This window comes from Candidatus Marimicrobium litorale (genome assembly GCF_026262645.1).
Classification (GTDB): Bacteria; Pseudomonadota; Gammaproteobacteria; order Pseudomonadales; family Halieaceae; genus Marimicrobium; species Marimicrobium litorale.
Map to the genome: position 1 here is coordinate 3,422,536 of NZ_SHNO01000001.1, position 17,490 is coordinate 3,440,025.

A 17,490-nucleotide genomic window follows, 5' to 3' on the forward strand; every position below is an offset into this window, starting at 1 on the left:
TGCGTAAACGCAGCGCGATACCGAAAAATCGGGTGCGAGCTAACGCGTTTCAGTTAGGATGATAATGACAGTGCGTGGTCTGTTCAAAAAGAAGGCAAAACAGGCGTTGCCGCGTTCTACTCGCTTCCAAAGCTGTGGCTCTGAAACGTCCGACAAGCGATAAGAAAATCCACCAAATCGAGAATATTATGACGAAAGAACGCGAATTAGACATCATTGTATACGGGGCAACCGGCTTCACCGGCCAGCTCGTGTGTGAACATCTTAATGAAACCTACGGTGTAAATGGCGATTATAAATGGGCAATGGCGGGACGCAGCCATGAAAAACTGGAGAAAGTGCGGGATGAGCTGGGTTTTGATAAAAGCGTGCCGCTCATTGTTGCTGATAGCGGCGATACCGGTGCTCTGGAATCCATGGTGGCATCCACCAGGGTTTTGTTGACAACCGTCGGGCCCTATACGTTGTATGGTACGGAGGTCGTAAGAGCGTGTGCTGATTCCGGCACGGACTATGTGGATTTGTGCGGTGAGCCCCTCTGGATGAAAGCGATGATCGACGCCTGCGATGCGACCGCGAGGAAAAATGGCGCGCGCATCGTATTTTCCTGTGGTTTTGATTCCGTTCCCTTTGAAATGGGAGTTTTCTTTGTACAAAACGCGGCACTGGAAAAATTCGGACACACCCTGCCGCGGGTGAAAGGCCGAGTGCGGTCACTGCAGGGCTCCGCATCGGGGGGCACAGTGGCGAGTTTCGGCGCAACAATGGCAGCGGTGCAGGAGAACCCGGAGCAGATCGAAAATCTTACCAATCCGCACCTACTGGCAAGCGGTAGCGGTGCGGGGCAGCCCGCTGGCGATGCGAATATCTACGAAGACGACCTGGGCAACTGGTCCGGCCCGTTCTTCATGGCCACTATCAACACCAAGAATGTGCATCGATCCAATATGCTTCTGGAGCACGCCTATGGTGATGATTTTGTCTATGATGAAATGCAATTACTCGGGCCCAAGGAGCCGGTCGCAGGACAGGCTGGCGGTGAAGATTTGGCGTTTGATATGTCTTTGCAGCCGGGAGATGGCCCGAGCAAGGAAGAGCGAGAGGCTGGATATTACAACGTCGCATTTTTTGCTCAGGGAAATTCGGGTGAATCCATTACAGCTACAGTGACGGGTGACAAGGATCCGGGCTACGGGTCAACGTCAAAAATCATTGCGGAAGCGGCCATCAGCCTGCTGCAGAACACGTCGACGAAAGGCGGGATTTTGACGCCGGCACCCGCCATGGGTATGGCGCTTGTTGAGCGGCTAACCGCTAATGCGGGGATGGTCTTCTCCATAGATTAGGTTCCGTAGGAAAAAGCAGGGGCGAGCGGACTGGCCACAACGCGTTTTTTTGCTCCTCGCAGTAAAAAAGTAACGAAAGGGTCTGCGTCCGTGTTACGGCCCGATTAATAGCGGGCCCGACCGTAGGCTCGCTACTCACTGCTATTCGCTAGGCCGCGCGCACGCGGACGTTATCATTTGCGCGCAAACATGGTTGAGTACTGCCAGCACCGCCCAGATGCGTGATAGAGCGATCGGCTAGATAGAAGCTGCAGATAGATAGCGACACAGAGATAAAACGACGCAGTAATCCGAGTGGGTTAAGCGGGCGTAACTACCCTAACTACACGAATTGTGTGGCACGACGAGTCAGATAACCCAAAGGACATTAAAATGAGAATTGCTACGAAGTTATTTACGTCAATCGCCCTCTTTAGCTTGCTGTCGGGTATAGGAATAGTGAACGCGGCGCACCACGAGGAAGCAGCCGCACCGGCCCCGCCGAATATCGTGGAGCTAGCAGCAGGCAATGCAGACTTTTCGACTCTGGTAGCGGCCGTCCAGGCGGCTGGCTTGGTTGAGACACTCTCGAGCGAAGGGCCCTTCACTGTCTTTGCTCCCACCAATGCAGCTTTCGCCGAGCTCCCGGATGGCACTGTTGAGGCACTTTTGCTGCCTGAGAATAAAGATCAGCTAATTGCGATTCTTACTTACCATGTGGTCCCCGGCAACGTATCTGCTGCGGAGGTGGTAACGCTCACGGAAGTGACGACTGTGCAAGGCGATATTGCAGCTATCAGCGTGACTGACGAAGGTGCGACCATTGACGGCGCCACCATCGTAGCGACCGATCTCGAGGCTTCCAACGGTGTTGTTCACGTTATTGATACGGTGATGATGCCTCCCTCCGAGTAGGTGGCAGCTCACATTTTACCCGCGGCTGCACCTAAAGTGCAGCCGCACGTCCCTGCGAGCAAGCCGTTCGCAGAACCAATTCCCCTGTGCTGTGCAAGTGTTTATTGCTACTGATTAGTGAATCCGGAGCGATCACCAGGATTGCGTATTAGTAGCGCTTAAGGAGTGCGGGCAACAACGATGGTTCAAGCGCCCACTGGCACGCTAATTGCGTTATAGTTTAGCGACATTCACTCTGCGGGATTGCGAATATGAGCTCTGTAACGATTAACGACGAAGTGTTTGGTGCGCTCCATAAAAACTGGGGGTGGATGCTGTCGCTGGGCATCTTTATGGTGATTCTTGGCACGATTGGCCTAGGCATGACCGCGCTTTTTAGCGAAGTAGTTGTAATGTACTTCGGTTTTTTGCTGCTGTTTGGCAGTGGTGTACAGCTGTTACAGGCCTTCCGTGCCCAAGCGTGGAAGGGGCGTCTTTGGCATGTTCTCATTGCTCTGGTGTATCTTGCCGGTGGTATTGTGGCAGTGACTGAGCCGGCAGTGGCGGGCATAACACTCGCTCTATTGATGGCTTGGGTCTTTATTGCGATTGGTGCATTACGCCTGGTCATGGCTTGGCAAATGCGGGGCGCTGCCGGGTGGCTCTGGACTCTCTTGGGTGGCGTATTAAGTGTGGCGCTGGGTGTCATGATTATCAACGAATGGCCGCAGTCTGGTCTTTGGGTGATAGGTCTGTTTGTTGCCATCGAAATGTTATTCGCCGGCTGGTCGCAGATTATGATTGCGATTGCAGCGAAAAACTATATACCGAAATAGACCGCCGCAACAGCAAGCGATGCTTAGCTATCAGGCAGCGCGATCGACTATCGTCGCGATCAGGGTAAAATGTGGTCCACACTCGAAAACGACAAATGCTTTGCGTTTGCAGTTTGAGCACATGACCCGATGCTGAATACTGAAATCCTGCCGAGGCTCCGAAGTGGCAAATAGGGGAGACGTCGCAGGCTGAGTCTCGCGAGCTGCCTTCGGATGGCGACTCACGATGGCACAAAGTGAAGCGATTCGAGTGCGTGCTTTTACTGCCACCCCTGAAAACTGAGGAAACGCTGAGTATTCTGTAGCATCGTGCTCGGATATTTGTCGGCACGCAATACCTACGTCTCTGCCCGGATGGCGCCCTCGGCGGATTCGGTGATGATTTCAAGAACACAGGCTCGCGCGCGCTGGATTTGACTATTTCGACGACATGGAATCAGGTGGCAGTACCTTGTCAAGCAAAGCCGATGGTCAATACCTTGATCATCACCTTATGAAGTATAGTAGTCTTATGTCGCTCATTGTGTCGTCGTTCGGCACTCGACTGCGTACACCATGTTCAGTACTTAAATCTGCAAAGGGAACGAATACTATTGTGCAGAAAGGAAAATGATGAGTTATGGACACACTAATAAATTTTCTTAAAAGCTACGAAATATCATTGTCGCAAGTGGGCACCGTGGCAGCAATTCTATTATTAACCGCCGCAGTCGACTTTGTAATTCGTTTATCTTTCCAACGCTGGGAAAAAGCAGCGCACCCTGAATCCAGCGTTAAGACGTTGTTCTATTTGTCTCTTAATAAGCCAATGCAACTGGTTACGCTCATTGTTGGGTTCTATTTCAGCGCGTTGCAGATTCTAACTTGGTTTAAGCTGACAGATATTTTTAACCAGTTTGTAATTCCTGGCGTTGAGCTTGGCCTGGCGTTTGCTTTTTTTATTTTGATGGACGCTTTTTTATTACGCATGAAAAAGTATTTTATAAGAAAGAAAACTCGGACCGATGGTGGATATAATAATTTTGCAAAAATCGAGCAAATGCATAAGCTCGGTCAAACGTTCACGATTGTTATTTTAGCCTTTATCGTTGCTAGAATTTTCGGATTACAGGTTGGACAGGGTATCGCTTACTTTGGCGGTGGGATGGCAATCATTGCCCTGGTCTTCAAGGACACTATTTCCAGTATTTTTGGTGGTGTCATCATTTATCTGGATGCACCCTATGCGGTAGGAGACTGGATTTATACGGTCGATGGTAAAATGGAGGGAACCGTCGAGAAAATCAGTTGGCGACTGACTCACATCAGGACATTTGATAAAAGACTGATTTTCGTACCGAACAACCTTTTAATCACGCAGGCGGTTGTAAACGCCTCAAGGATGTCAAATCGAAGAATACTGCAATACATTGGCTTGCGGTATGACGATTTTGATAAGTTTGAAGCCATTCAAAAAGACATTTATAGCTACCTCGCAGAACATCCCGAAATAGATTCCAAGTGCCTGACGCTGGTTAATGTAGTTAACGGGAACACCAGCATGGGATCGGTGACGGAAGGATTCTTTGGAAGCTCATCGCTAAACTTTCAGGTGTATACATTTACAAGAGTAACCAACTGGCTAAAGTTCCAAGCTATTCAAGACAAAATCATGATGGACATAGGGCAGATTATTTATCGGCATGGTGCTGAGATTGCCTTCTCTACTATGACTTTAGATATTCCAAAGGAGATTGAAGCGCCTCAACTGCAAGACACGCAGAAGAGTACCGACACGTGAATGAGCGGACCCCGATAGATGTGGTGCACGTATCTATGAATAAGCGTGGAGTGATAGCAGCTGATATCCCGGGTTATAGTTTTGATTGCCACTAAACGTTTTAGGTAAGGCTATATGAAATATTTGGTTGTTTTTTTTATCGTTTTTCTGGTCTCTTGTTCTGGAACGCCTGCAGGTATTCCCGCGATAGACGATTTTAATCTTGATCGTTATTTGGGTGATTGGTACGAAATCGCACGACTCGACCATTCTTTTGAAAAAGGCCTGACTAACGTAAAAGCGAATTACTCTCTAAATGCTGATGGTAGTGTGAAGGTAATTAATACGGGATTTTCTGTCGAGGGGGATACGTGGAAAGAGGCGGTCGGAAAGGCCTATTTTGTCGGTGAAAAGAGTAAAGGCCATTTGAAAGTGTCGTTTTTTGGTCCTTTCTATGGCGCGTATGTCATTTTCAAGTTAGACAAAAACTACCAGTATGCATTCATAACCGGCTATAACCGTCACTATTTATGGTTACTGTCGAGAACACCATCCGTAACCGAAGCTGTAAAGGCGGAGTTTATTAACACGGTTGCGGAGCTTGGTTTTGACACTGACGAGATTATCTTTGTACAGCAGGATCTGTCAGACGGGGCAGGGCAGCGGATGTCGAGCGCTGCGCCTTTTCGCCGTTGATAGCGGCATTATATAGCCCCGATGTAATTGAGGTAGACGCACTCAACGAGCGTATTTCTAATCTAATTGAACGGTGCTCACTTGGCGGGCGCCTTTGGCTACTCGGATCTGCGAGAAGTCAGTAGGCTGTGAAAGCGTATCGCATCACGATAGCGCACCCGGTAATCGTCGATATACATAACACGGCAGAAGCGCCACGCGTCGCTCGTGTGATTGCGTTCAATATGTATGAGAAGGTTAAAGAGACAGTACCGACGGTGGCCGCGTCCTTCACAACAGCAGGATAGCCCTATGCCGTCAACCTGGTTGTATGGGCCGCGATCAAGCGTGTAAACTGAATGAGACCAGGCGGGCGTCTGGCTAACGGAGTTAGGTGGGCGGTGCATCCTTTGTTAGCGCGTCGGTGTAGCTATTCCTTTGCGGTCTGCCGCACCCGCTGGCTAGACCCCAGCGCGGCATCACGCGCATAAACGACGATACAGAAAAGAGTTGAAAGATATGCCGAAAATTCTAGTAGTACTAACATCCCATGACAAGCTTGGTGACACAGGTCTTCCCACGGGTTTTTGGCTGGAGGAGCTCGCAGCACCTTACTATGTGTTCAAGGACGCAGGGGTGGAGCTTACGCTTGCATCTCCGCTCGGAGGGCGACCGCCGCTTGATCCCAAGAGCGATGACCCCGAGGCGCAGACTCAAGCAACACAGCGATTTAAAGCCGATAGCGCGGCGAATAGCGATCTCGCATCTACAGTAAGGCTGGATTCGCTTTCTGCTGTCGACTTTGATGCAATTTTTTATCCAGGAGGGCATGGCCCGCTTTGGGATCTCCCCGACAACTCGGCCTCCATCAAGCTGATAGAAGATTTTTGGTCGGCCAATAAGCTCGTTTCCGCGGTTTGCCATGCGCCCATAGCGCTGGTCAACGCGAAAGAGCGCAATGGTGAACATATAGTCAAGGGGCGAGACGTTACGGGTTTCACAAACTCCGAAGAAGAAACCGTAGGCCTTACTCATGTTGTTCCGCATCTGGTGGAAGATACGTTGATTGCACGCGGGGCAAGGTATTCGAAAGCTGATGATTGGCAGGCCTACACTTGCCAGGACGGAAATCTCATCACCGGGCAAAACCCGGCCTCATCAGAGGCCGTGGCTCATCTCGTCATTGCAGCACTAGGTTAATAACGCCTGACATTGAGATCACAGGGTTGCTGTACAGTGTGAGCCGTAGAAGAGTGAGCGCGGTTTACGAATTGAGATCCAGCGTGCGGTTGAACTGTAGGCAGCCACCCCGTCGCTGCATACCCAGTAGCTTGGTGCAGTAGATATTGGGTCAAATGATGTATGGATAACCTCTGCCTGATCGGCCTGAAATGAGGCCTCTTTCGGGTAATACGCCAACACGCGGCGGCGGGCGGTGAAGCATTGGAAATCAGGGCGACGTGCCCGTGTGGCAAGGCATGCGTGGTATGGCTCAACAGGTAAAGTGTGCGCAGGCTTTATCCATCTATTTGCTGCGAGATTCCGCCCGTAGGCGTCCCGTGTTTGAATCCGAGTAAGTAGATTATCGGCGCGAGATAAGATAACGCCGCAGCGACGGAGCAGTCCATGCAGAAAGCGACAGGCATTCAATTGACTATTGCCAATACAATCATCGATTTAGTACAGGGTGATATCAAAGAGCATTTATCAGCGGATAGTATTCCTTTACGTGGCGATGTATTGGGTCTGGGCACCACCACCAGCATCGACAATGGCGAGCTGGCCTTCGCTTACGATGAAAGAGCCTCGGAGACGTCTATTTTCAAATGCCATGCAAACACCGGCGGCATACACAAAGTCTGTACTGGCGATGGCAGTGATCATTTCCCCTATGTGTGCTTTAGTACTGACGCAACTGACAAGGGTAATATAATTAATCTCGCGTTACTGAAACCACAATCTCACTGGCGATTAGCAGACTGGATAGCAGCGGCAATCGATACGCTGGAACAGCCCGCTGAGTTATACGGCGTGAGAGCTCGGTGCCAGTGGCAGGATTTGGTTATTACTGTGGCCTCAAAACTTTGCATGACACAGACGAATCGCAACGCGCCAGCGGACGCTGAAGCGGGCAGTGGTGCTGCGGTTTACGATGCATTACAGCATTATATTCTGTCGCGGGAGGCGCCCGCGCCGGCGGGCAGTAAGATTGAATATTTGGGCGATGCTCTGCACTGGGACTGCTGTGGTTTCTTTGATACGGAACCTGAAAAAGGCCGTGTGACGGTGGCTCAGGCAGGCGCTCACTTGCATATACATGGCGTTAGCACAGACCATCGCTATGGAGGACATTTACATCACGAGCATGCACTCACTCATCTTAAAGGCATCGATGAGCTAGTCATTTACCCTATCGAAGCGGTAGCGCAGTTGGGCTCCGACCTAGCGGTAAATGACATACGCTTTGAGGCGGGTGTTTTGCATTTTGAGGTGACGAATCTGGGTCAAATGGATGTGAGTGATATTGGCATAGATGTGGTACCGAATGATTGCTATAGCCAGCGAGAGTATTTGCGACTGCCCTGGCTGAGCGCTGGAGAGAGCAAAACATTCTGTATTGCTCTGCATTTAGAGAAAGGCGACCACCGTATTCTGGTCGCTGTCGATGCCGTTGGCGATATTATTGAGCCGGAGGGTGATCGCGGCAATAATCGAGCATGGCTAAACACCACGATTGGCTAGCGCGCATAGTCCAGCGGGACCACCCCCGGATAATGTCGTTACCGAAATGAGACGACTGACATGCGAGCGGGCCGAAGGGGACGTGTTGTACCCAATGCTGCCCTGAAAACGCCAACGGGTAGACACGATATCCTGTGAATGCTGACCCCATTGGGGCGTTTGCGATGGCGCCAATGCGTCCTGTGTGACTCATGCAAACTCTATTGCGTCTTCTGAAGCCCACTCCGTCAGTAGATGTTGTGTATCTTGCTGCCACGGGTGAAAGCCCTCTGTATAAAACTCTTTATAGGGTTCAAGGCCTCCACTGAAGGCGCCTTGCTCTCCGAAAAGCGCCGCTAGTCCCGTGCGCCAAATTTTGAAATCGAATAGCTTGCCGTCTTTGCGCAATATATAAATGAGGGCGCGAGTCAATTCCAGACCAATAAAAAATGTCGCACGACGCATGACTGATGTGCGCAATTTCTCAGTACCACCTACGGCAAGGAATACATCGAAGGCGACGGACTTGTGTTCCATTTCCTCTGCCGCGTGCCAGCGCCATAACTCACGCATTGACGGGTGCGCTTTGTTCATAACCGAATCTGAACTTAACAAAAGTTCTGAGAGAACGGCTGTAAAGTGTTCGATTGCAACGGTAATGGCCAGATTCTGGATCGGTGAGAGGTTCTTCTGTGCCCAGGCCAGCCGACGTGTCAGCTTACCCTCGAGTTTTTCGAGGTCATAACCGCGTGCCGCGCAAAGCGTTTCGTTATACATCTGATGTTCTCGACGGTGAAAACCCTCCTGACCACAGAAACCGCGAATGTGCTCCTGCAACACCGGGTCTGTAATGTCTTGTCTGTAGTGACGTACGCTGTCGATGAAAAACTTCTCGCCTGCTGGAAAAGTAATGGACATGCCGTTGAATACGGCCGTGAGAAAAGCATCATCATTAAGCCATTCCCCTTGCAGTGCCGCTGCAATATCGTGCGACCGATTGCGTGGTTTGATGCCGACTCCGGAGGGCGTACTTGCCTGCCTTGCTGTCGACGCAACAGATACTGCATCCGATATGCAGGGGTCTATTGCGGAGGCGGTGTGGCTGTTTGAATGTTTCAGGTTACCGGACATAGGTTTACTCCTGCGGTGTGTTCCAAAAGGTACTGATGGGGCTAAAGATCAAGAATGGCCATGCTAGTTGACAGACCGTGCCTGAAAGGGGTTATATGCAGTCAATATATGGGTCAATTCCCGTCAACTAACCGGTTATATACGGTCATTAGCCGGGTTAAATACCACCATGGAGAAAGCGAATGCATGCGTATTACATATCGACATTGCTTCAGGTATTGGATTCCCTCGATATATCGCGCGAGCAGTTGATGCGCGATACCGGCGTTGCAGACCAGGAGCCCCAGGCAGCGATAAGCCTGACCGCACGGCAGCTGGACACTGCATGTACCAATGCACTCAAGCTATCGCAGGATCCGCAGCTAGGATTGAGGTTTGGCAGCAGAATCAGTATTGCCTCACAGGGAATATTTGGCTACGCCTTGATGACCAGTGAGACTACCGGTGATGCGCTCAAGCTGTTGGTGCGATACAACCGAGTCATATTGCCGAGCATTGGGATCGAAATACACCGAGGGGAGAGTGGGCTGGAGCTTTGGGTCAAAGCGGCCCATTTGCCGCAGGCGCTGCAGCGTTTCTATACGGAGGTGCTATATGCTGCGATTATCAACAGCGGCAGTATTTTGCTGGGGCGTCAAACTGCGACAATCAATCTGCAGCTCAACTATGCCCCCCCATCAGACCTGCAGCTCTACCATACAATCTTTGGTCCTGACGTCTGTTTTAACGCAGTGCGCAGCGCAATGTTTTTCGATAACGAAAGTCTTGATTCTGCAATTTCCACATCCAACCCTATAGCGCGCGATATCTTTCGGCGAGAGTGTGATCGACTTATCTCGCGAGGAACAGATGGCGGCATGGTTGGCGAGCGTGTACAGCAGATATTACTGCAGGCCGGTTCGGAGTTTCCAACTAGTGCAAAGGTCGCGGCATTACTGCACATGAGTGAAAGTACATTGCAGCGTCATTTGGCCAAGGAGGGCTATCGTTATCAGCAGCTGCTAGATCAGGTCCGATATCGACTTGCACTGGAGTATCTAAACGGTACCAACCTGCCCGTCGCGGAAATCGCAAGTCTCCTTGGCTTCAGTGATGCAACAAACTTTCGTCGTTCTTTTAAGCGCTGGTCGAATTCTACACCGTCTGCGGTACGTACTTCGGCGAGCTGAGCGCTATGATGACTGCGCCACTGGCGATCTGGCTTGTTAAACACGTTTAGGAGATGACTTTATTTCAGACCTTAGGTTAGTCCGCTAGAAAAGCCTTCTGCAGCAATCAAGCCGAAAGCCAGAGCTTTCGACCTGAAATATCCCAAGAAATTCATTTTTTTGCTCAGAGTGCCAAGCGGCTTTGGGACCTTTTGCGCGACACTTTCAGTCGGAAAATATTCATTTCGGTCGCGCTAGAACGCCGCCTTACCTGCGGTTTATCAATGCTTCTTGGCCGCTTCGAATCCGACGAGTTGACTTAATTTGTCAAAACTAACGCGTTCTTCCTGTACATCGCCGGCGGCCAACTGAGCATACGCTTTTTGTAAACTGGCAGCTGTCGTCGCCATAACGGCAACGGGATAAATGATAAAACGAAAACCCATCTCAGCCAATTGTGCTCGCGCTAAAAGGGGGCTGCGTCCGCCCTCCACCATATTAGCTAACAGCGTTACTCCCGATAACGCTGCGCCAATAGCTGCAAACTCTGCCTCACTCTCAGGTGACTCGATAAAAATAATATCGGCGCCGGCCGCGTGAAATTGTCGACCACGCTCAATCGCCTCGTCAAGGCCGTGCTGTTCGCGTGCATCGGTGCGCGCGACGATCAGAAAATCGCTATCCTCGCGAGCAGCAACGGCGGCAGAAATTTTGTCGACGGCGGCCTCTCTAGAAATTACCTCGCGGCCGGGAATATGACCGCAAATCTTCGGTATTTTTTGATCTTCAATCTGTATTCCCGCTGCCCCGGCCTTCTCATAGATGTTTACTGTCGAGATGGTCTCTGCGATATCGCCAAAGCCTGTATCTGCATCGGCAATCAGAGGCGTCTGTAATACGTCACACAGCGTGCTGATTCGAAACTGCATATCATCAGCGCTAAGATATCCATTATCAGGTCGAGCCAGCAGACTAGCGGACACACCGTAGCCAGACAAATACAGCGCATCAAAATTCGCTTTATCGGCGATACGGGCTGATAAGCCGTCATAAACACCGGGTGCGATAATGGGTTCAGCTTGCAACAAACGTTGTTTTAAATGGGCGCGATCGCGTGTCATCAAGGTTTCCTCTAACAGAGCCTATTATTTACTGTCTACAATATAGGCGCCAGCACGAATTCTACAAAACTTGCGCTTGCCGGACGTTGTTACATGCGCTTAAGCTTGTCGTAATGAAGGGAGGAGCAATTATGCCGCGTTTAAAGCAGGCGGGCCGCGAGGCCAAAAATCCATATGCCGACCAGATTTTTAACATGCTGTTTGGTGATCGTGATCCGGTAGAGGAGCCCGGAACGGCGACCGGAACCCCGGGTAATTGGTGGACGGTGTTCAATATTGTGCCCGATGCCTTTGAGCATACGACTGAAGGTTTTAAATTCTATCGGTCTGATAAGCGTGTGCTCGGCGCTAAACTTCGCGAGTTAGGGCAAACCCGAGCTGGTTTTTCGGTTGGCTCTCAATTTGTCTTTTCGCAACACTGTAAAGCGAGTCGCGAAGCAGGTCTGAGCGAAGCCCAAATTGAAGCTATACCGCATTGGCAAGTCGCGGATTGTTATTCTGATATCGAACGCGCTGTTCTCGCCTACACCGATGCATTGGTGTTGCAGCGCGGACGGGTTTCAGACGGCGTCTTCGAGGTTCTGAAGATGCATTTGTCGGACGAAGAAATTCTGGAATTTACCTACGTCACCTGCACCTACATGATGCACGCCGTCATGAGTCGCGCCCTGCGCTTGGAGTATGATGATGTTGAAGAGCGCGTTGTCGAAATGGCGGCCCCGGAACAAGATAGCATCGACATAATGTCGATGGTTGATCAGGAGGATGCATGATGCCTTACCACCACTTGGCATTAGCTGCACGCGATATAAAGAAAACGCACGATTTTTACGAACGCGTCATGGGCTTTGAATTGGTCAAGGTTGAGGTCGCACCCGTACTAACCGGTGGGTGGGGAAAGCACTTCTTTTATAGAATGGACGGAGATGATACGCGCTTTATCGCCTTTTGGGATTTACACGATGTCCCCGGGCAGGAGCACTTTGACTACGATTTGAATGCGGCCGGCAATTTTCCGCCGATGACAAACCACTTCTCCTTCAGCGTTGCAAACAAAACCGAGTTGCAGGTGAAGCGGCGGGATTGGCTTGATGAAGGATTAAATGTTTTGGAAATTGACCATAATTGGTGCCATTCGATTTACACCAGCGACCCCGACGGTAACGCGATTGAGTTCTGTACGACCACAGGTGAGTTCACCGCCCAGGATCGCAAGCATGCACTGGCTACTTTGGATCTGGAGGAATTTCAGCCAAGTCCGGAACCGGCGATGATGAAGCTTTGGGAGGCCGATAAGTAATCCGCGCCGTGCGATCTTGGTAGCAAGCAATTCAGCGGTGCGATACCACTTTCACAACCTGTTTGCCGTCTTTGTGCAGAAGACGGGGCGTAACCGACCAGCTTCGCCACTGCGTTCGATTCTCTCGCGGGACGACACGGTTACCAACAGGGTGCCGGTCGCTGATTGTCCTGTCAGGCTGCAAGAGTATTATCAGTCGCGTTGATTCGCTGGCGTAAAGGCACTGATGCTTGCAAATGTATAAACCTTCAGCAATTTCCCATCCTGCGCTTTTATGATGGCAGCGTGGGGCGACTACGGAGTAAGCGACACAGTGCTACCCGGTCAATGGATAAATACAGGACACGGTCAAGCACGACGTTTCCATATCGACATTGTTTATACCGCTGAAACGATCGATGACAACTGGAGTAATTCAGTGCATTGTTAAGTCTCTTTACAGGACGTGCTGTTGCAGGGAAGGAATAGCTATGCTCACCATAAGAAAAATCGTTGCTATTGTCGTTAGTTTCGGCGTACTTTTTGGCTGCAGCAGCAATAGCGATAATGAGGATCCTGGTCCACAAGGCAATACACCCAATATTCTCTTTTTCATTCTTGATGATGTCGGTATCGACCAAATGCACTCTTTTGGTTTTGGGGGGGAAACGCCGCCACAGACCCCGACTATCGATGCCATAGCGAATGCCGGAGTTAGCTTCCGCAATATGTGGGCGATGCCGGAATGTTCACCCAGCAGGGCACTGTTGTTTGAGGGGCGCTACCCGCTTCGTACAAATGTGACGGATGCGATTCTGTCCGTCGATTTGGCTAATTCACAGGTCTCACCCTACGAAAGTACAATTCCCGTTATCCTAAGAACAAGTGGTTATCAAAGCGCGCTGTTTGGTAAGTTTCATTTGACCGGGTCGAATGTCAGCGATACTGCCGAGGATAACAATCCGCTGGGCTATACAGCAATGCATCAGCTGGGATGGAATTTTTTTAAAGGCTGGCAAGAGGGAGCGCCATTCCCCATCGACACGACAGCGGGTGGCGTAGCCGCTGACGGTGTTAGCTACGCTTGTGGTTTTGTGACAAACAGTCAATCGCAGAACGGCTCTGATGCTGGTGCTTGCTATTTCACTAATGATCACTGCGAAGAGATTGTGGCGAAAGTTGAGGCCCCAACACCGGGGCGTACATGCCTTGAGCTCGGTGGAGTTTTCATCCCGGACGCGTTATGCAGTGGTACAGGGAAGTCGAGTGATGTAGATTTTACGTTGCAAAATGGTTATTACGTCGGCGATCTGTTGGTGAATCAACCTGACGGATCTTACGAGCTGTATCCTCCCGAGGACGAGTCAGGTGCTGCCCGGGGTTATCGTTCAATTCTCGAAAGCGATTGGGCTATCGACTGGATCAAAAGTCAATCATCGGAAGTGCCGTGGATGGCGACGGTCTCGTTTTCCTCCGCACATTCGCCATTTCAGCAACCGCCAACGTCGCTCCTCGGCCCAGGTTCGGTACCAACCGGAGATTTTGATTGTGCCGAGGGCGGGGATCAGCGTGTTCTCAGTAACCAAATGATCGAATCAATGGACACCGAGATCGGTCGGGTACTGGTTGAGACAGGGATAGCAACAATTAATAACGGCAAACTGGAGCTTACGGCGGAACATGCCAATACAATGATCGTCGTGCTCGGTGACAATGGCACCTACGCTCCAGTGGTAAAAAGCCCCTTTAATCCGGCGCGTTCGAAGGGGTTCGTCTACCAAACCGGTGTATGGACACCACTCATCGTTACGGGTGCGTTGGTCAAGGATCCCGGGCGCGATGTTGAGGCGATGATTAATATCGCAGATGTTTTCCAGTTATTCGGTGAAATAGCGGGCATTGACGTGCATGAAGTAGTTCCCCCTTCTCGGCAACTCGATTCAGTTACCATGCTCCCATATCTTGAAAACCCGGAACAACCGGCGATCCGCGAGTTCAATTTCGCACAGCTACAGGAAAACCTGCAGCCTGTGGGTCTCGAAGTGCCACCCTGCGCGTTGCCATTGGGCGGATCAGTAAACATCTGTGTACAGTTGTTTGCAGAGCAAAGTTTGTGCAATTCCGAGGGTGGCATCTGGTGGGGTGAGCCTGATGGAACCAACCCTGCAGGCGTGGGCGTCGGAGCACCCCAGACCAGCTGCTGCGCGGTAAATGAATATCTAACGGCTAACGATTTGAGTACCTACGGCGTACAGCCCTCTGCGCAAATGGCAATCAGGAATGTCGATTATAAAATCGTCGAGGCAACAGCGACGGATTGGGATGTGCAAGCTGACGCATGCAGTACAAAAACCGTTACCGAATTTTATCGTATTGATGAAAATGTACCTCCCAAGCTTGATAATGAAGAATCAGATCTGCTCGCTTCAGGTCAGAGACTTACGCCTTCAGAGGAGGAAAGCTTCTTAAGCCTGTCGATGGCGCTTGAAGATTTACAGGCGTCTAATGTGCCATGTGTTGGAGACGGTAACCTAGACGGTGTTATTGACGAAATGGATATAGAACAGCTGGATTATTGGCAGGCGCTGTCCGGCCTGTCCAGTTGGTATGACTTTGATCTTAATGGTTTAACTAATGAAGAGGATTTGGCTTTTATTACAGCGGATTCCTTGCCGCGGGATTGCCCCTGACTGACGCACGATTTAATGTGCGTCTACGAATACACTAGCTGACACTTGGCGATAAAGCGCATGAATACTGCTGATCGACATCGAGTGTAATCAGATACTGCGTTTTGTGTTTTTTGAATCGGCTTCGGAGTCACTATGTTATCGGGTTTCATCCAGCCAAGTACGGAATGACCGAGAGCTGAGGAGAACTCGCGCTCAAAATATCAAAGCGGAAGGCCTTCGCGGTCGGCGCAGAAACCAGGAGCAGACGCGGTGAGCGGATTTTTCCAGTAAACAGGCTCGGACCCTATATTGCTTTTGTCGATCTATGCAGGTCTATCGCGCACTCGGTTAAACTCTAGCATCAATTTAATCTGAGCCTGTTTTTATCTGATAAGCGGAGTGAGGGAGGTGCTACAATCGCGCAATAACCAGAGATGCTCAGCCAGTGACTTGAGAAGCTGTCATAATGAAAACGTACTGATTTGATTACACGGTCGTGAGTTACACGTTCAAATTCAGGCACCACGGTCAATACACACAGACCAGCTGGTGTCTTCTCAAAATGGAAGGAAGTTCTTTAGGCAGTAATTTTATATGGCATATCCCTCAGCCCGCCAGCCCAAAACCATAAAGTTTGTCAACCTGTTAGGGCGTGGTTTGCAGAAACTGGAGATAGAAAAGCCCTCGATGCTGCCTATCGAGGCGCTGATCAGAAAAGCATTCACGCAAACCGGGCTTGATGACTTCGGGGACGACAGTTTTTTTCCCGCCTTGGAAAAACTCGCAGTATCACTCGAAAGAGAGGCTCGTCTTTCCCAACTGGGTCGAATAGCGGCTCACGCTATGTTGCTTGATAATCTTAAACTTAGATTGAATCTGACTGACTACCGTAAAAAACGCCCCGAGATTGCGCAACAAACCATAAGGCGGCCTCTTTTTGTGCTTGGCCTTCCTCGTACGGGAACGACAATACTGTACGAGCTACTCGCTCAAGATCCGGCTCACCGCGCACCCAGCACATGGGAGGTTGCTCAGCCCATTCCGCCGGCGCAACGCGAGACATTTCAGTCAGATCCTCGAATCGCTGTAGTTGAAAAAACCGTTCAGAAGATGGAATCACTGGCACCGGGATTTCAGGCAATACATGCCATGGGGGCAAAGTTACCTCAAGAGTGTGTGACGCTATTGGCACCTCACTTCATATCGGATCAATTTGGTGTGACCTTCTATATACCGGAGTATCGACACTGGACCCTGGAGCAAGATATGACCGCGGCTTACCGTTGGCATAATGAGTTTCTTCAGCATCTGCAGGTTGATTACATGGAGAAGCGTTGGGTATTAAAGACGCCTCCACATCTAGCTTATCTGGATGTTTTGATAAAGCAGTATCCAGACGCGGCTATTGTGCAAACCCATAGAGCACCAATGGATGTGTTGGGCTCCATATCGAGTTTGTCATGTACGCTACATAGTGCTTTCAGTGACAGCATCGATGTCTCCGCAACTGGTCAGGCCGAGGCGAGATACTTTTCCGAAATGCTGCGGATAGGCATGGCTCAACGATCCGTCATGGACGACGAAGATAGTCGAATATTTGATATACACTTTAAGGACATTATTTCGGATCCGATCACGGTGATCGAGAATCTGTATGCCCATTTCGACTTCGACTTCACAGAATCCGCGCGAACAGCAATGCAGGATTATTTGAAAAGTCGACCACGAGATAAGCACGGGGAACACCAATATTCTCTTGAAAAGTTCGGTTTAAGCGAGCAGCAGCATGCTCCGCTTTTCGCGGAATACTGTGAAAGATTTAATTTATAACCCATAGCAATTGTGAGACCGGTGAAATTGAGCCTATACAGCTTCATAGAAGAGGTTTTTACTGCAGTTGGGGTAGGATGCGAAAAATTCAAAAGCGAT

Annotated in this window: 14 protein-coding genes; 12 read left to right on the plus strand and 2 right to left on the minus strand. The window is 50.3% G+C overall.

Features of this window, described 5'->3' with window-relative positions:
* The first annotated feature begins 188 nt into the window (after positions 1-188).
* The 7 genes from EYC82_RS15370 to EYC82_RS15400 all read left to right on the plus strand — a co-directional run bounded on the left by EYC82_RS15370 (position 189) and on the right by EYC82_RS15400 (position 8,231).
* A complete protein-coding gene (locus tag EYC82_RS15370) occupies positions 189-1,346 on the plus strand; it encodes a saccharopine dehydrogenase family protein (protein WP_279250428.1) in 1,158 nt (385 codons plus the stop codon).
* A 372-nt stretch (positions 1,347-1,718) separates the two neighbouring features.
* On the plus strand, positions 1,719-2,240 hold the full coding sequence (locus EYC82_RS15375; RefSeq protein ID WP_279250429.1) for a fasciclin domain-containing protein: 522 nt from the start codon (positions 1,719-1,721) through the stop codon (positions 2,238-2,240).
* 251 nt (positions 2,241-2,491) lie between these two features.
* Positions 2,492-3,055: an HdeD family acid-resistance protein gene (locus EYC82_RS15380; RefSeq protein ID WP_279250430.1), complete on the plus strand. Its 564-nt coding sequence runs from the start codon at positions 2,492-2,494 to the stop codon at positions 3,053-3,055.
* A gap of 619 nt (positions 3,056-3,674) precedes the next feature.
* The gene (locus EYC82_RS15385; protein WP_279250431.1) at positions 3,675-4,835 is read left to right on the plus strand and encodes a mechanosensitive ion channel family protein; all 1,161 of its coding nucleotides are present in this window, start codon (positions 3,675-3,677) and stop codon (positions 4,833-4,835) included.
* A gap of 114 nt (positions 4,836-4,949) precedes the next feature.
* Positions 4,950-5,510, plus strand: a complete 561-nt coding sequence (locus EYC82_RS15390) for a lipocalin family protein (RefSeq protein WP_279250432.1) — start codon at positions 4,950-4,952, stop codon at positions 5,508-5,510.
* A 498-nt stretch (positions 5,511-6,008) separates the two neighbouring features.
* Entirely contained in the window at positions 6,009-6,689 is a 681-nt protein-coding gene (locus EYC82_RS15395) for a type 1 glutamine amidotransferase domain-containing protein (protein WP_279250433.1), read from the plus strand.
* 426 nt (positions 6,690-7,115) lie between these two features.
* Entirely contained in the window at positions 7,116-8,231 is a 1,116-nt protein-coding gene (locus EYC82_RS15400; RefSeq protein ID WP_279250434.1) for a hypothetical protein, read from the plus strand.
* 189 nt (positions 8,232-8,420) lie between these two features.
* Here EYC82_RS15400 and EYC82_RS15405 read toward each other — a convergent pair whose 3' ends face one another.
* On the minus strand, positions 8,421-9,341 hold the full coding sequence (locus EYC82_RS15405) for a metal-dependent hydrolase (protein ID WP_279250435.1): 921 nt from the start codon (positions 9,339-9,341) through the stop codon (positions 8,421-8,423).
* A 182-nt stretch (positions 9,342-9,523) separates the two neighbouring features.
* On the opposite strand from EYC82_RS15405, the gene EYC82_RS15410 reads away from it, so the two are divergent.
* Positions 9,524-10,510, plus strand: a complete 987-nt coding sequence (locus EYC82_RS15410) for an AraC family transcriptional regulator (protein WP_279250436.1) — start codon at positions 9,524-9,526, stop codon at positions 10,508-10,510.
* Between the two features lie 260 nt (positions 10,511-10,770).
* On the opposite strand, the gene EYC82_RS15415 is transcribed toward EYC82_RS15410, so the two are convergent.
* Positions 10,771-11,610: an isocitrate lyase/PEP mutase family protein gene (locus EYC82_RS15415; RefSeq protein ID WP_279250437.1), complete on the minus strand. Its 840-nt coding sequence runs from the start codon at positions 11,608-11,610 to the stop codon at positions 10,771-10,773.
* Between the two features lie 131 nt (positions 11,611-11,741).
* Between EYC82_RS15415 and EYC82_RS15420 the strand changes: the two genes are divergently transcribed.
* The 4 genes from EYC82_RS15420 (at position 11,742) to EYC82_RS15435 (ending at position 17,391) form a co-directional block, all read left to right on the plus strand.
* On the plus strand, positions 11,742-12,383 hold the full coding sequence (locus EYC82_RS15420) for a carboxymuconolactone decarboxylase family protein (RefSeq protein ID WP_279250438.1): 642 nt from the start codon (positions 11,742-11,744) through the stop codon (positions 12,381-12,383).
* Positions 12,380-12,910, plus strand: coding sequence for a VOC family protein (locus EYC82_RS15425; RefSeq protein WP_279250439.1), 531 nt, complete (start codon positions 12,380-12,382; stop codon positions 12,908-12,910). The genes EYC82_RS15420 and EYC82_RS15425 overlap by 4 nt, the downstream gene beginning before the upstream one ends.
* A gap of 470 nt (positions 12,911-13,380) precedes the next feature.
* Complete coding sequence (locus EYC82_RS15430) at positions 13,381-15,579, plus strand: sulfatase-like hydrolase/transferase (RefSeq protein WP_279250440.1); 2,199 nt, start codon at positions 13,381-13,383, stop codon at positions 15,577-15,579.
* A gap of 576 nt (positions 15,580-16,155) precedes the next feature.
* Positions 16,156-17,391, plus strand: coding sequence for a sulfotransferase family protein (locus EYC82_RS15435; RefSeq protein ID WP_279250441.1), 1,236 nt, complete (start codon positions 16,156-16,158; stop codon positions 17,389-17,391).
* Positions 17,392-17,490: the final 99 nt, after the last annotated feature.